The organism is Streptococcus parasanguinis (assembly GCF_047465465.1).
GTDB lineage: Bacteria > Bacillota > Bacilli > Lactobacillales > Streptococcaceae > Streptococcus > Streptococcus parasanguinis_AI.
Genome location: NZ_JASGZU010000001.1, coordinates 33,742 through 53,644 on the forward strand (window position 1 = coordinate 33,742; position 19,903 = coordinate 53,644).

At 42.5% G+C, this 19,903-nt stretch carries 21 protein-coding genes and 1 other annotated feature; of the genes, 19 read left to right on the forward strand and 2 right to left on the reverse strand.

Translation table 11 applies throughout. From position 1 onward, the window contains the following. Positions 1-31: 31 nt before the first annotated feature. The 6 genes from QM351_RS00250 (at position 32) to trpB (ending at position 6,556) form a co-directional block, all read left to right on the forward strand. A complete protein-coding gene (locus QM351_RS00250) occupies positions 32-766 on the forward strand; it encodes a response regulator transcription factor (protein ID WP_024054871.1) in 735 nt (244 codons plus the stop codon). Beyond that, a complete protein-coding gene (locus QM351_RS00255) occupies positions 763-2,475 on the forward strand; it encodes a cache domain-containing sensor histidine kinase (RefSeq protein ID WP_414326048.1) in 1,713 nt (570 codons plus the stop codon). Before QM351_RS00250 ends, QM351_RS00255 begins: the two co-directional genes overlap by 4 nt. Before the next feature lie 284 nt (positions 2,476-2,759). After that, on the forward strand, positions 2,760-3,335 hold the full coding sequence (locus QM351_RS00260; protein WP_049483935.1) for a YutD family protein: 576 nt from the start codon (positions 2,760-2,762) through the stop codon (positions 3,333-3,335). A 6-nt stretch (positions 3,336-3,341) separates the two neighbouring features. Next, a complete protein-coding gene (rlmN, locus tag QM351_RS00265) occupies positions 3,342-4,430 on the forward strand; it encodes a 23S rRNA (adenine(2503)-C(2))-methyltransferase RlmN (RefSeq protein WP_003005918.1) in 1,089 nt (362 codons plus the stop codon). Continuing rightward, positions 4,417-4,944, forward strand: a complete 528-nt coding sequence (locus QM351_RS00270) for a VanZ family protein (protein WP_049498348.1) — start codon at positions 4,417-4,419, stop codon at positions 4,942-4,944. The genes rlmN and QM351_RS00270 overlap by 14 nt, the downstream gene beginning before the upstream one ends. A 67-nt stretch (positions 4,945-5,011) precedes the next feature. Next, positions 5,012-5,247: a binding site (T-box leader), on the forward strand. Between the two features lie 121 nt (positions 5,248-5,368). Further along, entirely contained in the window at positions 5,369-6,556 is a 1,188-nt protein-coding gene (gene trpB / locus QM351_RS00275) for a tryptophan synthase subunit beta (RefSeq protein WP_049474407.1), read from the forward strand. A 7-nt stretch (positions 6,557-6,563) separates the two neighbouring features. Here trpB and QM351_RS00280 read toward each other — a convergent pair whose 3' ends face one another. Then, complete coding sequence (locus tag QM351_RS00280; RefSeq protein WP_414326051.1) at positions 6,564-7,223, reverse strand: prepilin peptidase; 660 nt, start codon at positions 7,221-7,223, stop codon at positions 6,564-6,566. Between the two features lie 87 nt (positions 7,224-7,310). Between QM351_RS00280 and QM351_RS00285 the strand changes: the two genes are divergently transcribed. Both QM351_RS00285 and QM351_RS00290 read left to right on the forward strand, forming a co-directional pair. Continuing rightward, positions 7,311-7,529, forward strand: a complete 219-nt coding sequence (locus QM351_RS00285; protein WP_003017930.1) for a YqgQ family protein — start codon at positions 7,311-7,313, stop codon at positions 7,527-7,529. Further along, the gene (locus tag QM351_RS00290) at positions 7,529-7,912 is read left to right on the forward strand and encodes a rhodanese-like domain-containing protein (protein ID WP_024055336.1); all 384 of its coding nucleotides are present in this window, start codon (positions 7,529-7,531) and stop codon (positions 7,910-7,912) included. Before QM351_RS00285 ends, QM351_RS00290 begins: the two co-directional genes overlap by 1 nt. A 43-nt stretch (positions 7,913-7,955) precedes the next feature. On the opposite strand, the gene QM351_RS00295 is transcribed toward QM351_RS00290, so the two are convergent. Continuing rightward, positions 7,956-8,681, reverse strand: a complete 726-nt coding sequence (locus QM351_RS00295) for a 16S rRNA pseudouridine(516) synthase (RefSeq protein WP_414326053.1) — start codon at positions 8,679-8,681, stop codon at positions 7,956-7,958. A gap of 178 nt (positions 8,682-8,859) precedes the next feature. On the opposite strand from QM351_RS00295, the gene typA reads away from it, so the two are divergent. The 11 genes from typA (at position 8,860) to QM351_RS00350 (ending at position 19,895) form a co-directional block, all read left to right on the forward strand. Then, positions 8,860-10,707 (forward strand): translational GTPase TypA, encoded by a 1,848-nt coding sequence (gene typA / locus QM351_RS00300; protein WP_003017941.1) that lies wholly within the window; start codon positions 8,860-8,862, stop codon positions 10,705-10,707. 23 nt (positions 10,708-10,730) lie between these two features. Next, entirely contained in the window at positions 10,731-10,979 is a 249-nt protein-coding gene (locus QM351_RS00305; protein WP_004219693.1) for a DUF3165 family protein, read from the forward strand. Positions 10,980-11,069: 90 nt separating this feature from the next. Continuing rightward, the gene (gene murD / locus QM351_RS00310; protein ID WP_049472967.1) at positions 11,070-12,419 is read left to right on the forward strand and encodes a UDP-N-acetylmuramoyl-L-alanine--D-glutamate ligase; all 1,350 of its coding nucleotides are present in this window, start codon (positions 11,070-11,072) and stop codon (positions 12,417-12,419) included. 1 nt (position 12,420) lies between these two features. Then, entirely contained in the window at positions 12,421-13,503 is a 1,083-nt protein-coding gene (locus tag QM351_RS00315; protein WP_049472965.1) for a UDP-N-acetylglucosamine--N-acetylmuramyl-(pentapeptide) pyrophosphoryl-undecaprenol N-acetylglucosamine transferase, read from the forward strand. Then, positions 13,487-14,719 carry a cell division protein FtsQ/DivIB gene (locus QM351_RS00320; protein WP_414326056.1) on the forward strand — a complete coding sequence of 411 codons (1,233 nt, stop codon included), beginning with the start codon at positions 13,487-13,489 and terminating at the stop codon, positions 14,717-14,719. The genes QM351_RS00315 and QM351_RS00320 overlap by 17 nt, the downstream gene beginning before the upstream one ends. Positions 14,720-14,852: 133 nt before the next feature. Then, complete coding sequence (gene ftsA / locus QM351_RS00325; RefSeq protein ID WP_414326058.1) at positions 14,853-16,241, forward strand: cell division protein FtsA; 1,389 nt, start codon at positions 14,853-14,855, stop codon at positions 16,239-16,241. Between the two features lie 15 nt (positions 16,242-16,256). After that, positions 16,257-17,522 carry a cell division protein FtsZ gene (ftsZ, locus tag QM351_RS00330; RefSeq protein WP_003005955.1) on the forward strand — a complete coding sequence of 422 codons (1,266 nt, stop codon included), beginning with the start codon at positions 16,257-16,259 and terminating at the stop codon, positions 17,520-17,522. A 2-nt stretch (positions 17,523-17,524) separates the two neighbouring features. Beyond that, positions 17,525-18,193 (forward strand): YggS family pyridoxal phosphate-dependent enzyme, encoded by a 669-nt coding sequence (locus QM351_RS00335; RefSeq protein ID WP_003011742.1) that lies wholly within the window; start codon positions 17,525-17,527, stop codon positions 18,191-18,193. A gap of 9 nt (positions 18,194-18,202) precedes the next feature. Further along, a complete protein-coding gene (locus QM351_RS00340; protein ID WP_414326060.1) occupies positions 18,203-18,832 on the forward strand; it encodes a cell division protein SepF in 630 nt (209 codons plus the stop codon). 1 nt (position 18,833) lies between these two features. Further along, on the forward strand, positions 18,834-19,097 hold the full coding sequence (locus tag QM351_RS00345) for a YggT family protein (protein WP_003011858.1): 264 nt from the start codon (positions 18,834-18,836) through the stop codon (positions 19,095-19,097). 6 nt (positions 19,098-19,103) lie between these two features. Beyond that, complete coding sequence (locus QM351_RS00350) at positions 19,104-19,895, forward strand: RNA-binding protein (RefSeq protein WP_151379166.1); 792 nt, start codon at positions 19,104-19,106, stop codon at positions 19,893-19,895. The last annotated feature ends 8 nt before the right edge of the window (positions 19,896-19,903 follow it).

The window sequence follows — 19,903 nt, forward strand, 5'->3', positions numbered from 1 at the left end:
TAAGTATAGCAAAGACAAGTAGGTGAAAGACATGTATGCGATCATGATTGTGGAAGATGAAGAGCTTATCCGGCAGGGTCTGACTTCCTTAGTGGATTATGAACAGTTTGGAATGACCGTCATCAACCAGGCTAAAAATGGGCGTGAGGCTTGGGAGAAGTTTCAAGAGCAACCAGCCGATATCCTTCTAACCGATATCAATATGCCACAAATGAATGGCTTGGATCTGGCTCATCTCGTCAAAGAACAATCTCCGTCTTGCCATATCATTTTTTTGACAGGTTATGATGACTTTGAGTTTGCAAGGAAAGCCATCAAGTTAGGTGCAGATGATTATTTGCTGAAGCCTTTTTCAAAAGATGATATTGAAGAGATGTTAGCAAAGGTGAAAGGAAAACTTGATCAAGAGCGTAAGAAAGCGCAAGTCGAAGATTTGGTCAGTCAGGGTTATTCGACAGACTTGGAAGAAGCCATTCATGCTCGTTTAGCAGACTCTCAGTTAACTCTAAAGGATCTGGCCTATCAACTTGGTTTCAGTGCCTCGTATCTAAGTGTATTGATCAAGAAAAAATTGGGACTCCCCTTCCAAGACTACCTCATTCAAGAGCGAATGAAGAAGGCTCAACTCTTGCTTCTCACGACAGATTTAAAAATTTATGAGATCGCCGATCAGGTTGGTTTTGAAGATATGAACTATTTTTCTCAACGCTTTAAGCAGGTTGTTGGGGTGACACCAAGGCAGTACAAAAAAGGAGAGCATGAATGAAACGATATCCCTTGCTGATCCAGCTGGTCCTTTACTTTTTTCTCTTCATTCTCCTACTTTTTGGTCTCATCGGTAGCCTTTACTATCAAACGAGTTCAGGGACGATCCGCCAGCAAACAGAGCGGACGACAAGAAATAGTATCGATCAAAGCAGTCAGTTTATCACTTCCTATCTAAAAAAATTAAAGCAGACGACGACGGTGCTTAGCCAGGAACAGGCTGTTCGACAATTTGCCCAAGATAGGAGTGCGGATCAAGAAACGGTTCAACACCTGATGCGAACGATGATTGAAACGGATCCGGACTTGGTCTCAGCGGTCTTGGTGACCAAGGATGGACGTCTGGTAGCGACAGATTCCAAAATCAGCATGCAGACTTCTTCAGATATGATGAATGAAAGTTGGTATCAAGAGGCGATTAAAGAAAGAGCCATGCCAGTTTTGACGCCAGCTCGAAAGGAATCTTTGACTTCGGAAAAAGAAAAATGGGTGGTTTCTATTACCCAAGAAGTGGTCGATCAGACTGGCCAAAATCTCGGAGTAGTACGCTTGGATATTGGCTACGATAGCCTTCAGGCTTACTTGGATCACCTTCAACTAGGGAGACAAGGCTTTAGTTTTATCATTAATCAAAAGCATGAGTTTGTCTACCATCCTAAAAAGGCGGTCTATTCCTCCAGCCAAGAAATGCAGGCCATGCAGCCCTATATTGCTGTGACAGATGGCTATGCTAAAGGAGGACAGAATTTTATCTATCAGGTTCCGATTCCAGATAGCGATTGGACCTTGATTGGAGTGGCTTCACTTGAAGGACTTCAGATGCTGCAGTCGCAACTCCTGTACTCTTTCATTGGTCTAGGATTACTAGCTTTGATCATGTGTTTGATAGGGATCGGCTTTGTTCTGCGTTTGTGGATCAAACCCTTACAAGACCTTCAGACTATCATTTTGAGGATTGGAGCAGGAGATGCTCACGTGAGGGCTGCAGCCAAAGGATCTCCAGAATTGGTGGCCCTCGCTCAAGCGTTTAATGCCATGTTGGACCAAATCGATAACCTCATGCAACAGGTCAAGGAAGAGGAGCAGAACGCACGGCGTTACGAGTTGCGGGCACTTTCGGCTCAGATTAATCCGCATTTCCTCTATAATACCTTGGATACGATTGTCTGGATGGCGGAGTTTAATGATAGTCGGCGCGTGGTCGACATCACCAAGTCTCTGGCTCAATATTTTCGACTGGCTCTTAACCAAGGCCAGGAGCAAATCATACTGAGAGATGAAATCGACCATGTCCGCCAGTATCTTTTCATTCAGAAGCAACGTTATGGTGAAAAGCTTAACTATGAAATTCTAGAAGATGAACGGTTGAGCGACTATCAGCTCCCCAAATTAGTGCTTCAACCCTTAGTGGAAAATGCGATTTACCATGGTATTAAGGAGATCGATCGGCCTGGTCTCATTCGAGTGACAACTGAAGTCAGTGGAGACTACGCTTGCGTATCGATTTTTGACAATGGACGAGGGTTTGACCGATCAGAATCAACAGCCCAAACCCTTCTTCGTTTAGGAGGTGTTGGCTTGAAAAATGTGGACCAACGATTGCGTCTTCAATTTGGCGAAGCCTATCATATGGAGATTGATTCTAAGGCCAATAGCTATACCAAAATTACTCTTTTTTTGCCACTTGCATCCGGCAATGAATATTCATAGAGGCTGGGACAAAAGTCCTAGCCTCTCAATTATTTTTGGATTGTCGAGCAAGACGCAGTGGTTGAGCGGGCTCTACTACGTTGATTTCATCAGCTTTTACAGCCCTACTCAACTGTGCGGAGGTGGGACGACGAAATCGAATTCTAACGAGTTACCGATTTCTATCCCACTCTCTTTTTGCTCTCAAAGGAATTTCAACTCTTTTCTAGTCAAATCTGACGCAAGTCATCAAATTTATGATAGAATAAAGTGTTACAGTAAATAGATTTTGATGAAGGAACACTATGCGAAAAGAGATTGACCCTGAATTATATAATTACAATAAATTTCCTGGACCTGTGTTTCGTCAGGTAGGAGACCAGATCCTTTCAGAAAACCTCTCCTTTGAGCTCTTGAAAAATGAGAAGGAAGCATTTGATGCGACCGTTTTTGGTCAGCGATTTTCTGAGATTTTAACCAAGTTTGATTACATTGTTGGTGATTGGAGCAATGAGCAGTTGCGCTTGCGTGGCTTCTATAAGGAAGAGCGCGATGTTGCAACGATGGATAAATTAAGTCGCTTAGACGATTATTTGTTAGAATATTGTAGCTATGGTTGTGCTTATTTTGTCCTTGAAAATAAGGAGCCTCATCGTGCTTCTTTTGATAAGAAATCACCGGTCAAAAAAGCTCAATCAGAAGAAAGAGAACCTAAAAAGCGTTCGCGTAATCGCAAACAAAAAGATCGTTTCCAAAAACGAGAACGCGACAAGGGACAACCAGCCAAAAACTCGAAAAAAACAAGACCGTCTGCTGAGACTAAAAAGACAACGAAGACAGACAACAAACGCCATTTTGTGATTCGACAAAAAGAGGAGTAAGAAAGAATGAAACCATCCATTTATAGTTTAACACGCCAAGATATGATTGATTGGGCGGAAGAAAACGGAGAAAAGAAATTCCGTGCAGCACAAATCTGGGAATGGCTCTATCGCAAACGCGTCCAGTCCTTCGAAGAAATGACCAATCTTTCTAAGGACTTGATTGCGAAGTTAAATGATCAATTTGTCGTCAACCCACTTAAGCAACGGATCGTGCAAGAGTCAGCAGACGGGACGGTCAAGTACCTCTTTGAATTGCCAGACGGCATGTTGATTGAAACCGTCTTGATGCGTCAGCACTATGGATTATCTGTCTGTGTAACGACTCAAGTAGGATGCAATATCGGTTGTACCTTCTGTGCTTCTGGTTTGATCAAAAAACAACGCGATTTGAACAATGGTGAAATCGTGTCTCAAATCATGTTGGTCCAAAAATACTTTGACGAACGTGGCCAAGATGAACGGGTCAGCCATATCGTTGTCATGGGGATCGGAGAACCATTTGACAACTATAACAATGTCTTGAAATTTATCCGGACGGTCAACGATGACAAGGGATTAGCGATTGGTGCTCGCCATATTACAGTGTCAACTTCTGGTTTGGCTCATAAAATTCGTGACTTTGCAAATGAAGGTGTGCAGGTCAATTTGGCAGTGTCCCTTCATGCTCCAAACAATGACTTGCGCTCTAGCATCATGAAGATCAACCGGGCCTTTCCAATTGAAAAATTGTTTGCGGCGATTGAATACTATATTGAGACTACGAACCGTCGGGTGACCTTTGAGTACATCATGCTCAATGAAGTCAATGATGGAGTCGAGCAAGCCTTAGAGTTGGCAGAATTGCTCAAGAATATCAAGAAATTGTCTTATGTCAACTTGATTCCTTATAATCCTGTCAGTGAGCATGACCAATATAGCCGGAGTCCAAAAGAACGGGTCATGGCCTTCTATGATACCTTGAAAAAACAAGGTGTTAACTGTGTAGTGCGTCAAGAGCACGGTACAGATATTGATGCTGCCTGTGGCCAATTGCGTTCAAATACCATGAAACGGGACCGGGAGAAAGCGATTGTTGAACATGCGCAACCTTAAACAAGGGCTGATGGATCATACAGAACTAACAAAAAGAGGAAGAAGGCTGTTACGGAGTGGCAGCTTCTTCTATTTTATCCTCTTGTGTTTGATGTGTTTTTTGCCCCAACAGCCAGAGCCAGGTATGGAAACACCGGGTATTCAACATTTCGGTCGTATCGTCGTCCTGCTAGTTCCTCTTAATTCGGTGATGAATCTTGGCCAGATTACCAGTGTCCTCCAACTCATTAAGGTCATCCTCCAAAATATAGCCAATATCTTTTTGTTAAGCCCGCTGGTCTTTCAACTTCTCTGGCTATGGCCCTGGTTGAGGAGCCGCAAACGGGTCTTGTGCTTCGGCTTTGCGATGAGCTTGTGGATTGAATGCAGCCAAGTTCTGTTAGATCTCTTGTTTGATGCCAATCGTGTCTTTGAGCTAGATGATTTGTGGACCAATACCTTAGGGGCTTATCTGGCTTATATAGGCTTTCAGTATTTCAGAGCACGATTGCTAGCAAAAAATGGTGAAATGTAAAATCCGAACATTTTAACCACTTTTTAAAATTTTTGTTGACAAAATCAGAAGCGGGAGCTATAATAGCTTCAAGACATCAGAAAAGTAGAGATTTTTCTCACTTCCAGGGAGCTTGTGGTGATTGCGAACAAGCAGTGGTGAATCTTGAAATGGGCTGATGCGTTTATGATAATGAATTTGAAACAATAAAAATTCGGTGAGCACACCTTATCGTGCACCCTGTTGTTAGACAGGTCAGAGATGTAGGAGAAAAAATAGCTTCCTACAATTGAGGTGGCACCGCGGTATCGAATCGTCCTCACACAGATTTTTCTGTGTGAGGTTTTTTGTATCTCATAGGAACCCAGTGAGACTGCAGCTCAAAGGGCCCGCGAGAGAAAAAGATCATAAACAAGATTGAAGATAGAGAAAAGAGGACACAATCATGACAGAAACAAAAGGCTATTTCGGACAATTTGGTGGATCTTTCGTACCAGAACCCATTCAAAACTTGCTCAATCAATTAGAGGAAACCTTTGAACAGTATAAAAATGATCCAGAATTTATCGCAGAATACAAACATTATTTGAAAGATTATTCTGGACGCGAAACACCACTCTACTTTGCGGAAAGTTTGACAGATCATTTAGGTGGAGCAAAAATTTATTTGAAGCGCGAAGACTTGAATCACCTAGGTTCGCATAAATTGAATAACGTCTTGGGGCAAATCCTCTTGGCCAAACGCATGGGCAAAACGCGCGTGATTGCTGAAACAGGAGCCGGTCAACACGGTGTAGCTACAGCAGCTGCGGCAGCTAAGTTCGGTATGGCCTGTGATGTCTACATGGGGGCAGAAGACGTGGAACGCCAACGCTTGAATGTCTTCCGCATGGAAATGATGGGGGCAACCGTTCATGCGGTTGAAACCGGGACTAAGACCTTGAAAGACGCCGTTGATGCTGCGTTTGGAGCATGGATGGCGGATCTGGATGCCTTTTACGTTTTGGGTTCTGCTGTTGGCCCTCACCCTTACCCAACCATTGTGCATGAATTCCAAAAGGTGATCAGTGAAGAATCTAAACGTCAAATCTTGGAAAAAGAAGGTCGTTTGCCGGATTATGTGATTGCCTGTGTCGGTGGTGGCTCTAATGCCATCGGTGCCTTTTCTGAATATGTCGCAGAAGAGGAAGTCGGCTTGATTGGGGTAGAAGCAGCTGGTCATGGCTTGGATACCGATCAGCACGCAGCGACTATGACCAAAGGGACTATCGGAGTGGTTGATGGTATGAAGACCTATGCAGTCTTTGGCGAAGATGGAAAAGTAGCGCCAGTGTACTCGATCTCTGCTGGTTTGGACTACCCAGGGGTTGGTCCAGAGCATGCTTTCTTTAAAGATTCTGGTCGTGTCGAATACGTAGCAGCAACAGATGATGAAGCAGTAGAAGCTCTTCTTCTTCTCAGTAAGACAGAAGGGATCCTCCCAGCTATTGAAAGCTCACACGCGATTGCAGAAGCAGTCAAACGTGCTCCGCAATTGGATAAAGACAAGATCATCATCATCAATGTTTCCGGACGTGGGGACAAGGATGTGGCTGCCATCGCCGATTATCTAGAAGCGAAGGCTGCAAAATAAAAAGAATTTATCTGCAAAACATCGTATAAAGCAGTAAAGCGTGATAACTGAGAAAGAGACAGGGAACAAAGGGAATCCGGTCTCTTTCTTTTTTGAGAGCAAAGACGAGAATGCCTAAGATGGATGCGATCTGAATGAGAATGAGGATCTTGGTAGAAGAAAAGCTTAGCGAAAAGGTAGCTAGTAAGAGAAAATCTCCTGCTCCTATTCCGATAAAGAAAAAGTGAGCTCCGATCGCAAGGAGTAAAAAGACCAGCATGAAGAGATTACTACCGGATAAAAAGAGGACCAAGGCATGGAGACAGCACCAGATGAATAAAGGGTATTCCATAAAGCGTAGGTCATAGATGGCTAAAACGGCAGCTCCCAGTAGTGTTAGAAGTCGAGGCAGAGAAAGGAAACCATTGGCGCAGGCTAAAAAAAGTAGGCCACTCCAGACCTCAAAAAGGCAGTACCAAAATGGGTAGGTCTGATGACAATAGCGGCAGCGAAAACGATGGAGTAGTTGCGAGATAATAGGGATGAGCTCCCAAACGCCAAGGACGTGCTGGCAGTGATCACAATGACTGCGAGGAGCAAGAATGGATTGGTTTGGGAAACGATCGACAACTAGTCCCAAAAAAGAGGCGATACAAGTACCGATGGTAAAAAAATAAAAGTTGATCATACTTATTTATTCGTAAAGCAATCGGAAAATGTCATCATTTGCTTGAAAATCTTGTAAAGCCTTTCTAAATTTGATACAATAATGAACATGAAAAACCTGTATGATGTTCAACAATTTTTAAAACGTTTTGGAATCATCATTTACGTAGGGAAGCGCCTCTATGACATCGAATTGATGAAAATTGAGCTTCAACGTCTTTATGATGCAGGCCTGATGGAGCGGCTCGATTATTTAGAAGCCGACACCGTTTTAAGAAGAGAACACAAGCAAGAATTAGAATTTTTGAAAAAGAGTGAGGTAGAGTGATGGGAAATATCATTGTTTGGTTGGCTATTTTAGGAGCATTTGGATGGATGGCGTTTAATTATTTCCGCATCCGTAAAGCTGCTAAATTTGTGGACAATGCTACTTTTGAAGAGCTGATTCGTAAAGGTCAGTTGATTGACTTGCGAGAGCCAGCTGAGTTTCATGCTAAGCATATTTTAGGAGCACGCAACATTCCTTCTACTCAGTTGAAGTTGAGTCTTGCAGCCTTGCGCAAAGATAAACCAATTTTGCTCTATGAAAATAGCCGTAGTTCGCGTGTAACCAATGCGGCTCTCTATCTTAAGAAGCAGGGCTATACAGACATTTATGTCTTGTCTTATGGTCTCGATTCTTGGAATGGGAAAGTGAAAAAAGACGCCTAATAAAAAGAGCTCTAACTGCACAATGTATGTGGTTAGAGCTTTTTTATCTCGTTTTTTCAAGGTAATCTTTGACCCATGTGAGCTCTACCTCATTCAAAGGCCGGCTTTCGCCAGGGGCTAACTGAGGATCCAAGGTGAAGGGACCAAAAGACAAGCGTTTTAAGGTCATTACTTTGACGCCAATGGCTAAGAACATCTTTTTCACTTGGTGGTATTTTCCTTCTGAGATTCGGACCTGGGCCTTGCTGTAGCTAGGGCTACTTTCTAGAATGGTTAAGGAAGCAGGCTTACAGATGGGGCCGTCTGTGAATGAAATTCCATTCTGAAATTGTTCGATGTGGGGGCCATAGAGCGGACCGTTGACTTCTACCTCATAGACTTTCTCCACATGATATTGAGGATGGAGCAGTTGAAAACCTAGGGGACCATTATCTGTGATGAGGAGTAAGCCACTCGTATCGCGATCGAGGCGACCAAGTGGGTAGAGATCCGGATATTCTTGTTGGGGATCTACCAGATCGATTACTGTTGGATGCTGGGCATCTCTTTTGGCAGTCACGGCTCCGATTGGTTTATGGAGCATGTAGTAGTGGTGACGCGGTTCTTGAATGATTCGTTCCCCGATTTGAATCTGTTGGAGTCCAGGGTCGATATTTTGGGATAGCTTTTGAGCTGGTAGGTGATCGACCAAGATTTGCCTTCGGGCCAAAAGTTGTTTGATGTCTTTACGAGCGTACTGATGGTCTGCCATCAATTGATCTAATCTCATGGGAGCCTCTTTTTCTGAAATTCTTATCATCAGTGTATCATGAAAAGAAAAGGAAATCGAGTCGGAGAAAAGAAATGAAGATGAAAACATTTACAACTAGCTGAACTGTGTTTTTTAGATAGGACTGTGGTATAATTGTTCAGTTAGAAATATTATTTAAAATTTTATAGAGGAAATCATGACAAAATTAAGAGAAGATATTCGTAACGTTGCGATCATTGCCCACGTTGACCATGGTAAAACAACCTTGGTAGACGAATTGTTGAAACAATCGCACACCTTGGATGAACGTAAAGAATTGCAAGAACGTGCAATGGACTCAAACGACCTTGAAAAAGAACGTGGGATCACAATCCTTGCTAAAAATACAGCCGTTGCTTATAACGGAACTCGAATCAATATCATGGACACACCAGGACACGCGGACTTCGGTGGAGAAGTGGAACGGATCATGAAAATGGTTGATGGGGTTGTATTGGTCGTAGATGCTTACGAAGGAACCATGCCTCAGACGCGTTTCGTATTGAAAAAAGCCTTGGAACAAGACCTTGTTCCGATCGTTGTAGTTAACAAAATCGATAAACCATCTGCTCGTCCAGAAGAAGTTGTAGACGAAGTTCTTGAACTCTTCATCGAATTGGGTGCGGATGATGACCAATTGGAATTCCCAGTTGTTTATGCATCAGCGATCAACGGAACCTCTTCACTTTCAGATGATCCAGCTGATCAAGAGCACACAATGGCACCGATCTTTGATACCATCATTGATCACATCCCAGCTCCAGTTGATAACTCAGATGAGCCTCTTCAATTCCAAGTATCCCTGCTTGATTACAACGACTTCGTTGGACGTATCGGTATCGGACGTGTCTTCCGTGGTACTGTAAAAGTTGGGGACCAAGTAACCCTTTCTAAATTGGATGGAACGACTAAGAACTTCCGTGTTACCAAACTCTTTGGTTTCTTTGGTTTGGAACGTCGTGAAATTCAAGAAGCCAAAGCTGGAGACTTGATCGCTATTTCTGGTATGGAAGATATCTTCGTTGGAGAAACCATCACACCGACAGACGCAGTTGAAGCTCTTCCAATCCTTCACATCGATGAACCAACCCTTCAAATGACCTTCTTGGTTAACAACTCACCATTTGCTGGTCGCGAAGGAAAATGGGTAACCTCTCGTAAAGTCGAAGAACGTTTGCAAGCGGAATTGCAAACCGACGTCTCTCTTCGTGTTGACCCAACTGATTCACCTGATAAATGGACAGTTTCAGGTCGTGGGGAATTGCACTTGTCTATCTTGATCGAAACCATGCGTCGTGAAGGATACGAATTGCAAGTATCTCGTCCAGAAGTTATCATCAAAGAAATTGATGGTGTCAAATGTGAACCATTTGAGCGCGTACAAATCGACACACCAGAAGAATACCAAGGATCTGTTATCCAAAGCCTTTCTGAACGTAAAGGTGAAATGTTGGATATGATCTCAACTGGTAACGGTCAAACTCGTTTGGTCTTCCTTGTTCCAGCGCGTGGTTTGATTGGATACTCAACAGAGTTCTTGTCAATGACACGTGGTTACGGAATCATGAACCACACCTTTGATCAATACTTGCCAGTGATTCCAGGAGAAATCGGTGGACGTCACCGTGGTGCTCTTGTCTCAATCGATAACGGAAAAGCAACCACATACTCTATCATGTCTATCGAAGAACGTGGTACGATCTTTGTCAATCCAGGTACAGAAGTTTACGAAGGAATGATCATCGGGGAAAACTCTCGTGAGAACGACTTGACCGTAAACATTACGAAAGCTAAACAAATGACCAACGTTCGTTCAGCTACTAAGGACCAAACAGCGGTTATCAAGACTCCTCGTATCTTGACCTTGGAAGAATCTCTTGAGTTCTTGAACGACGATGAGTACATGGAAGTAACGCCTGAATCTATCCGTTTGCGGAAACAAATCTTGAACAAAGCAGAACGCGAAAAAGCAAATAAAAAGAAAAAATCAGCAGCTGCTGAATAATACGGAAAGAAAGGAGAAACAAAATGGTCTATTTTATCTTAGGGATTTTGATTCTCCTTTTTTACCTTTTTATGACCCCCAAAAGTATTCGTGGTACCTTAAACAGTGTCACAATGGTGGTCTTAATCGTCTCCATTATCGTACTGACTTGTCTCGCCATTTTTCAGATATTCCAACTACCGTCTGAGTTTTTTGTCGGTGCCTTTCTTGCCTTTGTTGGCTACCTGGCTTTGGTGGATATTTCCAAAATGACGACCAAACAGAAAAAATAAACGCTGACGTGATTTTTAAAGCCCTTTGGGCTTTTTAATTTTGCTAAAAAAAGGTAAAATAGAGAGTGATAAAAATGGAGCGAAGAAATCATGAAATTTGTGAAACAATTTGAAAATAAAAAGGTTCTTGTATTAGGTTTGGCTAAGTCAGGCGAGTCAGCTGCCCGTTTGTTGGATCGCTTAGGAGCGATTGTGACCGTCAATGATGGCAAACCTTTTGAAGAAAATCCAGCAGCACAAAGTTTACTGGAAGAAGGGATTAAAGTTGTGACAGGAGGTCACCCTTTGGAATTGTTGGATGAAGACTTTGCAGTCATGGTCAAAAATCCAGGAATCCCTTATTCGAATCCAATGGTTGAAAAAGCGCTTGAAAAAGGCATTCCCGTCCTCACTGAAGTGGAATTGGCCTATCTGATTTCGGATGCGCCAATTATTGGGATTACAGGATCAAACGGAAAAACGACGACGACAACCATGATCGGGGAAGTCTTGACGGCTGCCGGTCAAGGTGGTCTATTGTCTGGAAATATCGGTTTTCCAGCTAGTCAAGTTGCACAAACAGCAACAGAAAAGGATGTTCTGGTCATGGAATTGTCTTCTTTCCAATTGATGGGAATTGAAGCCTTCCATCCAGAGATTGCAGTGATTACCAACCTCATGCCGACCCATATCGACTATCATGGTTCTTTTGAAAATTATGTAGCTGCCAAATGGAATCTTCAAAAGAATATGACAGAAAAAGATGTCATTGTCTTGAACTTCAATCAAGACCTGGCCAAAGAACTCGCTACAAAAACCAAGGCAAGGGTCCTTCCATTTTCAACGGTTGAAAAAGTGGATGGGGCTTATTTGGAAGATGGACTTCTCAAGTTTAAGGGAGAAGTTGTTATGCGAGCAGATGAACTGGGAGTTCCAGGTAGCCACAATGTAGAGAATGCCTTGGCAACGATTGCGGTCGCAAAAGTCCGGGGAGTAGAGAATGAGGTCATTAAAGAAACCTTGTCAGCCTTTGGAGGAGTGAAACACCGTCTTCAATATGTGGATGAGATTCAAGGTGTCAAATTCTACAATGATAGCAAATCGACTAATATTCTAGCAACACAAAAAGCTCTTTCTGGTTTTGATAACAGCAAGGTGATCTTGATTGCAGGGGGGCTCGATCGTGGCAATGAATTTGATGAATTGGTGCCTCACATTACTGGTTTAAAGGAAATGGTGATTCTAGGGGAATCAGCTCCTCGAGTGAAACGCGCAGCAGATAAAGCTGGCGTCTCTTATGTTGATGCGGCAGATGTAGCGGATGCTACAAAGAAAGCCTTCGACTTGGCTAGCCCCGGAGATGTTGTGCTACTAAGTCCTGCTAATGCCAGCTGGGATATGTATCCGAATTTTGAAGTGCGTGGGGATGAATTCCTTGCTACAGTAAAAGGGTTGAAATAAGATGAAAAAAATAATGTTTACTGGTGGGGGAACCGTGGGACATGTGACCCTTAATCTCCTCTTGATTCCAAAATTTATCGAAGATGGATGGGAAGTTCATTATATTGGAGACAAAAAAGGAATCGAATACCAAGAGATCAAAAAGTCTGGCTTAGACGTGCGCTTCCATTCAATTGCAACGGGGAAATTGCGTCGCTATTTCTCTTTCCAAAATATGATGGATGTGTTCAAGGTGGCTTGGGGGACGCTCCAGTCCATTGCAATCCTGCTTCGTGTGCGCCCACAAGTTCTCTTCTCAAAAGGAGGATTTGTTTCTGTGCCACCAGTGATCGCAGCCCGACTCACGCGTGTTCCTGTCTATATCCATGAGTCCGATCTTTCTATGGGATTGGCCAATAAAATTGCTTATAAATTCGCTACCAAGATGTACACGACTTTTGAGCAAGCTCATGGTTTGACAAAGAGTGCGCATATCGGTGCGGTAACCAAGGTTACAGATCATATTCCGCCGACTTCTGAAGAATTAGAAGAAAAAACAAAAGGTTTCCGAAAAGACTTGTCGACCCTTCTCTTTGTCGGAGGATCTGCTGGTGCGCGTGTCTTTAATGAATTTGTGACAGAGAACAAAGCAGAGCTCTTGCAGCACTACAATATCATCAATTTGACGGGCGATTCAACATTGAATCAGGCTGAGGGCGGTTTGTATCGAGTGGATTATGTAACCGATCAGTATTTGCCCATGCTCCATAAGGCTGATTTAGTGGTGACTAGGGGTGGAGCCAATACCTTGTTTGAACTCTTGGCTATGAACAAACTCCATTTGATTGTACCGCTAGGAAAAGAAGCCAGCCGTGGCGATCAGATTGAAAATGCCCAATATTTTGTGGATAAAGGTTATGCAGAGCAATTGCAGGAAGATCAATTGACGCTCGAAACCTTCAATAAAACCATTCAAGAAATGTTGAAGCAAAGCCAAGTCTACCACCAAGCAATGGAAAAATCGACAGAACTCCTTTCACTAGACGATTTTTATGGCCTGCTTCAAAAAGATATCAGTAAGGGAAAAGATGACGGACGACAATAAAAAAACGCCAACGGATGACAAAATTACAGAATTGTCAGCCTGGCAAAAAAGAAACAAAGAATATTTAGAAAAAAAAGCGCTTGAAAAAGCGGAAGAAGCTGAAACAGAGGAAACTGAAAGCGAAGAAGCAAAAGAAGACGAAGACCTTTCAGAAAAAGAAACAGCTTCCGTCTCAGAGGAAGAATCTGAAGAAATAGAAGAGTCTGAAGAGGAAGATGAATCTGAGGCCGAAGAGGATCCAGATGCGGATGGAGAAAGTTCAGAAGGAGAAGAAGTTGATCCGGCTAAAGAGGAGCTAGATCCTTCAGAGAAACAAGAGAAAAAGCCTTCATTTTTTAAAGGCTTGAAGACGAAAAAACCAAAGAAGGAACCGACAGTGGCAAAACGCCACATCTATCGTGCCCTTCCGGTTATCGGAATCAGCTCGATTGTCGCCCTTCTCTCGATCTACTTTTTAAGCCCCTTATCCACACAGAAAGTGATTGAATTTTCAGGGAACAAGGCGGTTGACCAGCAACTCTTATATGAAAAAAGTCGCATCAAAGAAGAAGATTATACTCTGACGACTTTCCTTCATAAATCGGTCTATGAACAAAATATGAAAACGGCTAGTCCATGGATCAAAGAGGTTCACATGCATTATCAATTCCCGGTGACTTTTAAAGTCAATATCGTGGAACACAAAGTGGTTGCCTATTATGTGACTGGAGAAGACCACTATCCAGTATTGGAAAATGGAGAAGTAGTGGAGACAGTAACTCCAGCTTCGGAATTGCCGTCCTCCTATATTAGCTTGAAATTCTCAGATCGAGAATTGGTTAGACAATTTGTCCAAGAAATGAAGTCTATTTCTTCTTCCATTACGGATAAAATTGTTTCGGTTGATCTGACACCAAGCAAGGTCACCAAGGATCTGGTGACCATCACCATGAAAAACGATAATAAAATCTTGGTGCCTGTTTCCCAAATTACCCGCAAGCTTCCTTACTATAAAGCTATCAGCAAGCAATTAGACGATGATTCGACTATCGATATGGAGGCTGGAGTCTTCAGCTATAGTGAACAATCCATTGCAGATGCCAAAGAGCAAGCTGAAAAAGAAAAGGCTGAAAGTACAGAAAAGCAAGAAGAACATTCTGAGGAAGCAAGTCAAGAACAGAATCAAGAACAGAATCCAGAGGGAGAAAATTCTTCTGGGAATGAGCAAAGCCCATAAATTATCTCAAATAATTGAAGAAAAAATGTCCATTTTAGGCTTCTTTGTGATATAATGAAGTTTGGATAGTTCCAACTAAAAGGGCTATAAATAGATGTAAAGTGAAAACAAATAAAGAGAGAGGACTGGTGTAATGGCTAGAGACGGCTTTTTTACAGGTTTAGATATCGGTACTAGTTCAATAAAAGTATTGGTGGCAGAACATGTCAATGGAGAAATGAATGTAATTGGAGTCAGCAATGCAAAAAGTGCTGGCGTCAAAGATGGAATTATAGTAGATATCGAAGCTGCTTCAAATGCAATTAAAACTGCAATCAGCCAAGCTGAAGAAAAAGCAGGGATTTCAATCAATCTAGTCAATGTTGGGTTGCCTGCAAACTTACTACAAATCGAAGCAACTCAAGGAATGATTCCAGTCACAAGTGATTCAAAAGAAATCACAGATGCAGATGTTGAAAATGTTGTCAAATCTGCACTCACAAAAAGCATGACACCGGATCGTGAAGTGATCACCTTCATTCCTGAAGAATTCACAGTAGATGGTTTTCAAGGAATCCGTGATCCACGCGGAATGATGGGGATCCGACTTGAAATGCGTGGTCTTCTTTATACAGGACCTCGTACAATCTTGCACAATTTGCGTAAAACAGTTGAACGTGCAGGCTTACAAGTAGAAAACATCATCATTTCACCGCTTGCGATGATCAAAACAGTCTTGAATGAAGGCGAACGGGAATTTGGAGCAACGGTGATCGATATGGGTGGTGGCCAAACAACGGTGGCATCTGTTCGTAGCCAAGAACTTCAATTTACAAATATCTACCAAGAAGGTGGCGATTATGTTACCAAAGATATTTCTAAAGTATTGAAAACTTCTCAAAAATTGGCAGAAGGCTTGAAGTTCAACTATGGTGAAGCCTATGTGCCGTCTGCTGGAAACGAAGTTTTCCATGTAGAAGTCATCGGTGAAGTAGAGCCAGTTGAAGTGACTGAGAAGTACTTAGCTGAAATCATTTCAGCACGTATCAAACACATCTTTGAGCAAATCAAACAAGACCTTGAGAGAAGACATTTGTTGGATCTTCCTGGTGGTATTGTGATCATCGGTGGAGGTGCGATCCTTCCTGGTGTTGAAGAATTGGCTCAAGAAGTCTTTGGTGTAAATGTGAAATTGTTTGTTCCAAATCAAATTGGAATTCGCAATCCAGCTTTTGCCCATGTGATTAGCTTGTCTGAATATGCAGGCAATTTGACAGATGTGGATATTATTGCTCAAGCTGCGGTTCATGGAGACGAAGTCTTGCGTCAACAACCGATTCAATTTGATCGTCCTGTGCAACCACAAGTACAACCACAACCTGCTACTCCAGCACAACCGGTAGTACCTGCATACAATGCTGAGAAGATTGAATCTCCAGTGGATGCTCAAGGAATTCCAGCAGCAAGCAATGATAGCAAACAAGAACCAAAAACTACATTCACAGACCGAATGAAAAATTTGATCGGTAATATGTTTGATTAAGGAGTGTAAGTATTTATGACATTTTCATTTGACACAGCAGCGGCACAAGGTGCAGTAATTAAAGTAATCGGTGTCGGTGGCGGTGGCGGAAACGCCATCAATCGTATGATTGACGAAGGCGTTGCCGGTGTAGAATTCATCGCAGCTAATACAGATGTTCAAGCACTTTCAAGTGCAAAAGCTGAAACAGTTATCCAATTGGGTCCAAAATTGACTCGTGGATTGGGTGCTGGAGGTCAACCTGAAGTTGGTCGTAAGGCGGCTGAAGAAAGCGAAGAAGTATTAACAGAAGCTTTGCAAGGTGCAGATATGGTCTTCATCACTGCAGGGATGGGTGGAGGATCTGGTACAGGTGCTGCACCAGTCATTGCTCGTATTGCCAAAGCTGTAGGTGCTTTGACAGTAGCCGTTGTGACTCGTCCATTCGGGTTTGAAGGTTCAAAACGTGGCAACTTTGCTATTGAAGGGATCAACGAACTTCGCGAGCATGTAGATACCTTGTTGATTATTTCTAATAACAACTTGCTTGAAATTGTAGACAAGAAGACACCGCTTCTTGAAGCTTTGAGTGAAGCAGATAACGTTCTTCGTCAAGGTGTTCAAGGGATCACTGACTTGATCACAAGTCCTGGATTGATCAACCTTGACTTTGCAGACGTGAAGACTGTTATGGAAAACAAAGGAAATGCCCTCATGGGTATTGGTGTTGGTAGCGGTGAAGAACGCGTTATCGAAGCGGCTCGTAAAGCAATTTACTCTCCACTTCTTGAAACTACAATTGATGGTGCAGAAGACGTGATCGTAAACGTAACAGGTGGTTTGGATATGACATTGATCGAAGCTGAAGAAGCTTCAGAAATTGTGAACCAAGCTGCAGGTCACGGAGTGAACATCTGGTTGGGTACATCTATTGATGAATCTCTTAAAGATGAAATCCGCGTGACAGTTGTTGCAACTGGTGTCCGTCAAGACAAGGTAGAACGCGTTAGCGGAATTGCTTCCTCACAACGTCCTTATAAAACAGGTCCACGTGAACAACGTCCACAAGCTGCACCATTTGACCGCGAATTTGATTTGAAACAAGATGTTGAATTGCCAACAACTCCAAGTCGTCCAGCGGTAGAACCAAACCGTGGCTCAGCCTTTGGTGATTGGGATATTCGTCGTGAGAATATCGTTCGCCAAACTGAACCAACATCAACACATCAAGTTGATCGTTACGTAGATTCATCTTCAGATGATGATGAATTGGAAACACCACCATTCTTCCGGAATCGTTAATCATGAACCTGGTAGAGAATGCTGATCTTGTTCGGCAACAAGTAGAAACAGCAAGAAACAAAGCTAACCGTCAAGATCAAGTTAATGTGATAGCTGTCACCAAGTATGTGGATGTTGCTACAACAGAAGCACTGGTGAAAACAGGTATCCAACATATCGGTGAAAATCGTGTCGATAAATTCCTAGAAAAGTATCAAGCTTTAAAAGAGTATGACCTCACTTGGCACTTGATTGGGAGCCTCCAACGGCGGAAAGTAAAAGACGTGATCAATCTCGTCGATTACTTTCATGCCTTGGATTCGGTGAAGCTGGCTCAAGAAATTCAAAAGCGAGCAGAACACCCAATCAAGTGTTTCCTCCAAGTGAACATTTCTGGTGAAGAAAGTAAGCATGGATTTGCACCCGATGAACTGGATGATGTTTTAGCGGAAATCGCACAGCTGGACAAAATTGAAATTGTTGGTTTAATGACGATGGCTCCTTTTGAGGCTAGTCAAGAAGAGTTGCAGGATATTTTTTCAAAAACTCACCAACTTCAGAAACAACTAGAAAAGAAACAATTAAAAAATATGCCTTTTTCAGAACTAAGTATGGGTATGAGTCGTGACTTTGAAGTAGCCATTGCGAACGGAGCGACTTATGTTAGAATTGGGACATCATTTTTTAAATAGGAAAGAACTATGTCATTAAAAGATAAATTTAACAACTTTATTGACTACTTCACAGAAGACGGTGAAGAAGTAGAAGTTCATGAGGCAAAAGCAGCTGGGGCGGAAACACAACCAGTTCCACAGCCACAGCCGACTCCTCAAGTGACTTCTCCACGTCCGCAGATTAGTCAAAGAGAACCAGTAAAACCAAAACCGACTCCTGTGGCACCTGTTACGAATCCAGTGCCTACAGCGGCAGTGAAGGAACCTGTTTCAACAACGAAAAATACATCTGAGAATATTACTCGCTTGCATGAACGTCAACGTGAATTGGCTGCCAATCGTGCGAATACAGATGAAAAGATTACCATTGATGTACGCTATCCCCGCAAATACGAGGAAGCGACTGAAATTGTTGATCTATTACTATCTAATGAGAGTATCTTGATTGACTTCCAATATATGACTGAAGTACAAGCACGTCGTTGTTTAGATTATTTGGATGGGGCTCGTTATGTTTTAGCAGGAAATCTTCGTCGTGTTGCAAGTACCATGTACTTATTGACTCCAATTAATGTAGTCGTTAACATTGAAGATATCCGCCTTCCAAATGATGTGGAAGTGACAGAATTTGACTATGATATGAAACGTAATCGTTAAGATGGTTATCTTTCAATACTTATCAAATATCATTCAAATCTATTCCATCATTCTTGTCATCTATGCCTTACTATCTTGGTTCCCTGGGGCACCTCAGAGTACTCTTGGACAAATGGTTCACCGCCTAGTTGAACCATTTTTGAGCCTTTTTAGAAAGTTACCATTGCAGTTTGGGGGCTTGGATTTTACAGTTCTAGTAGCACTTTTGGTCTTGAACTTGATGAATCAGTTATTAGCCCGCTTGTTCCTACTTTTGATTGGATAGAATACGATGGGACAGACAGAGATTTACCAACATTTCAATCGCGAAGATCACGAATTCATTGATCGCTGTATTGAATTGTCTGAAAGAGTGGTGGAACGCTATTCTGTTGAGGTGACGGGTTTTTTAAACCCTCATCAGGTCACTATTTTACGAAATGTCGCGGCAAGCTACCAGTTACAGGTCTTTGCTTCCAGTGATGAGCAGAAAATGGAGTATGCTAAGGTTATTGTTGCTTCAGATTATTACCAATTAGATCCAAGTGACTTTGATCTGGCCTTATTGGAAATGGTCTATGCTTCAAAATTTCATCACTTGACCCATTCCCAGGTACTGGGGACCATTGTTCACCAATTAGGTGTGGAGCGCAAGTCCTTTGGAGATATTCTGACGAGTGATGGAAAGATCCAAGTATTTGTTGAACAGCGTTTTGTTCACTATTTCATGGATCACATCCAGAAAATTTCTCGGGTACCTGTTAAGCTGAGGGAAGTTCCTCTATCTGAACAAATGATCGTAGAGGAAGAAAGCCAGCAGCGAGATATTCTCGTGTCGAGTTATCGGTTAGATAAGGTGATTGCTGGGACCTTCAAGCTTTCGCGCTCACAAGCTAGTCAGTTGATTAGTTCTGGTCTAGTGAAAGTTAACTATGCGACTACTTCCAATGTTAGCTATGCTGTAGGTCTGAATGATTTAGTCAGTGTCCGACGCTTTGGGCGTCTTAAAATTGTTTCTGAAAATGGTATTTCAAAAAGTGGAAAATATAAAGTAACTGTTGAAGTACTCTTAAGTAAAAAATGAGGAGGAGT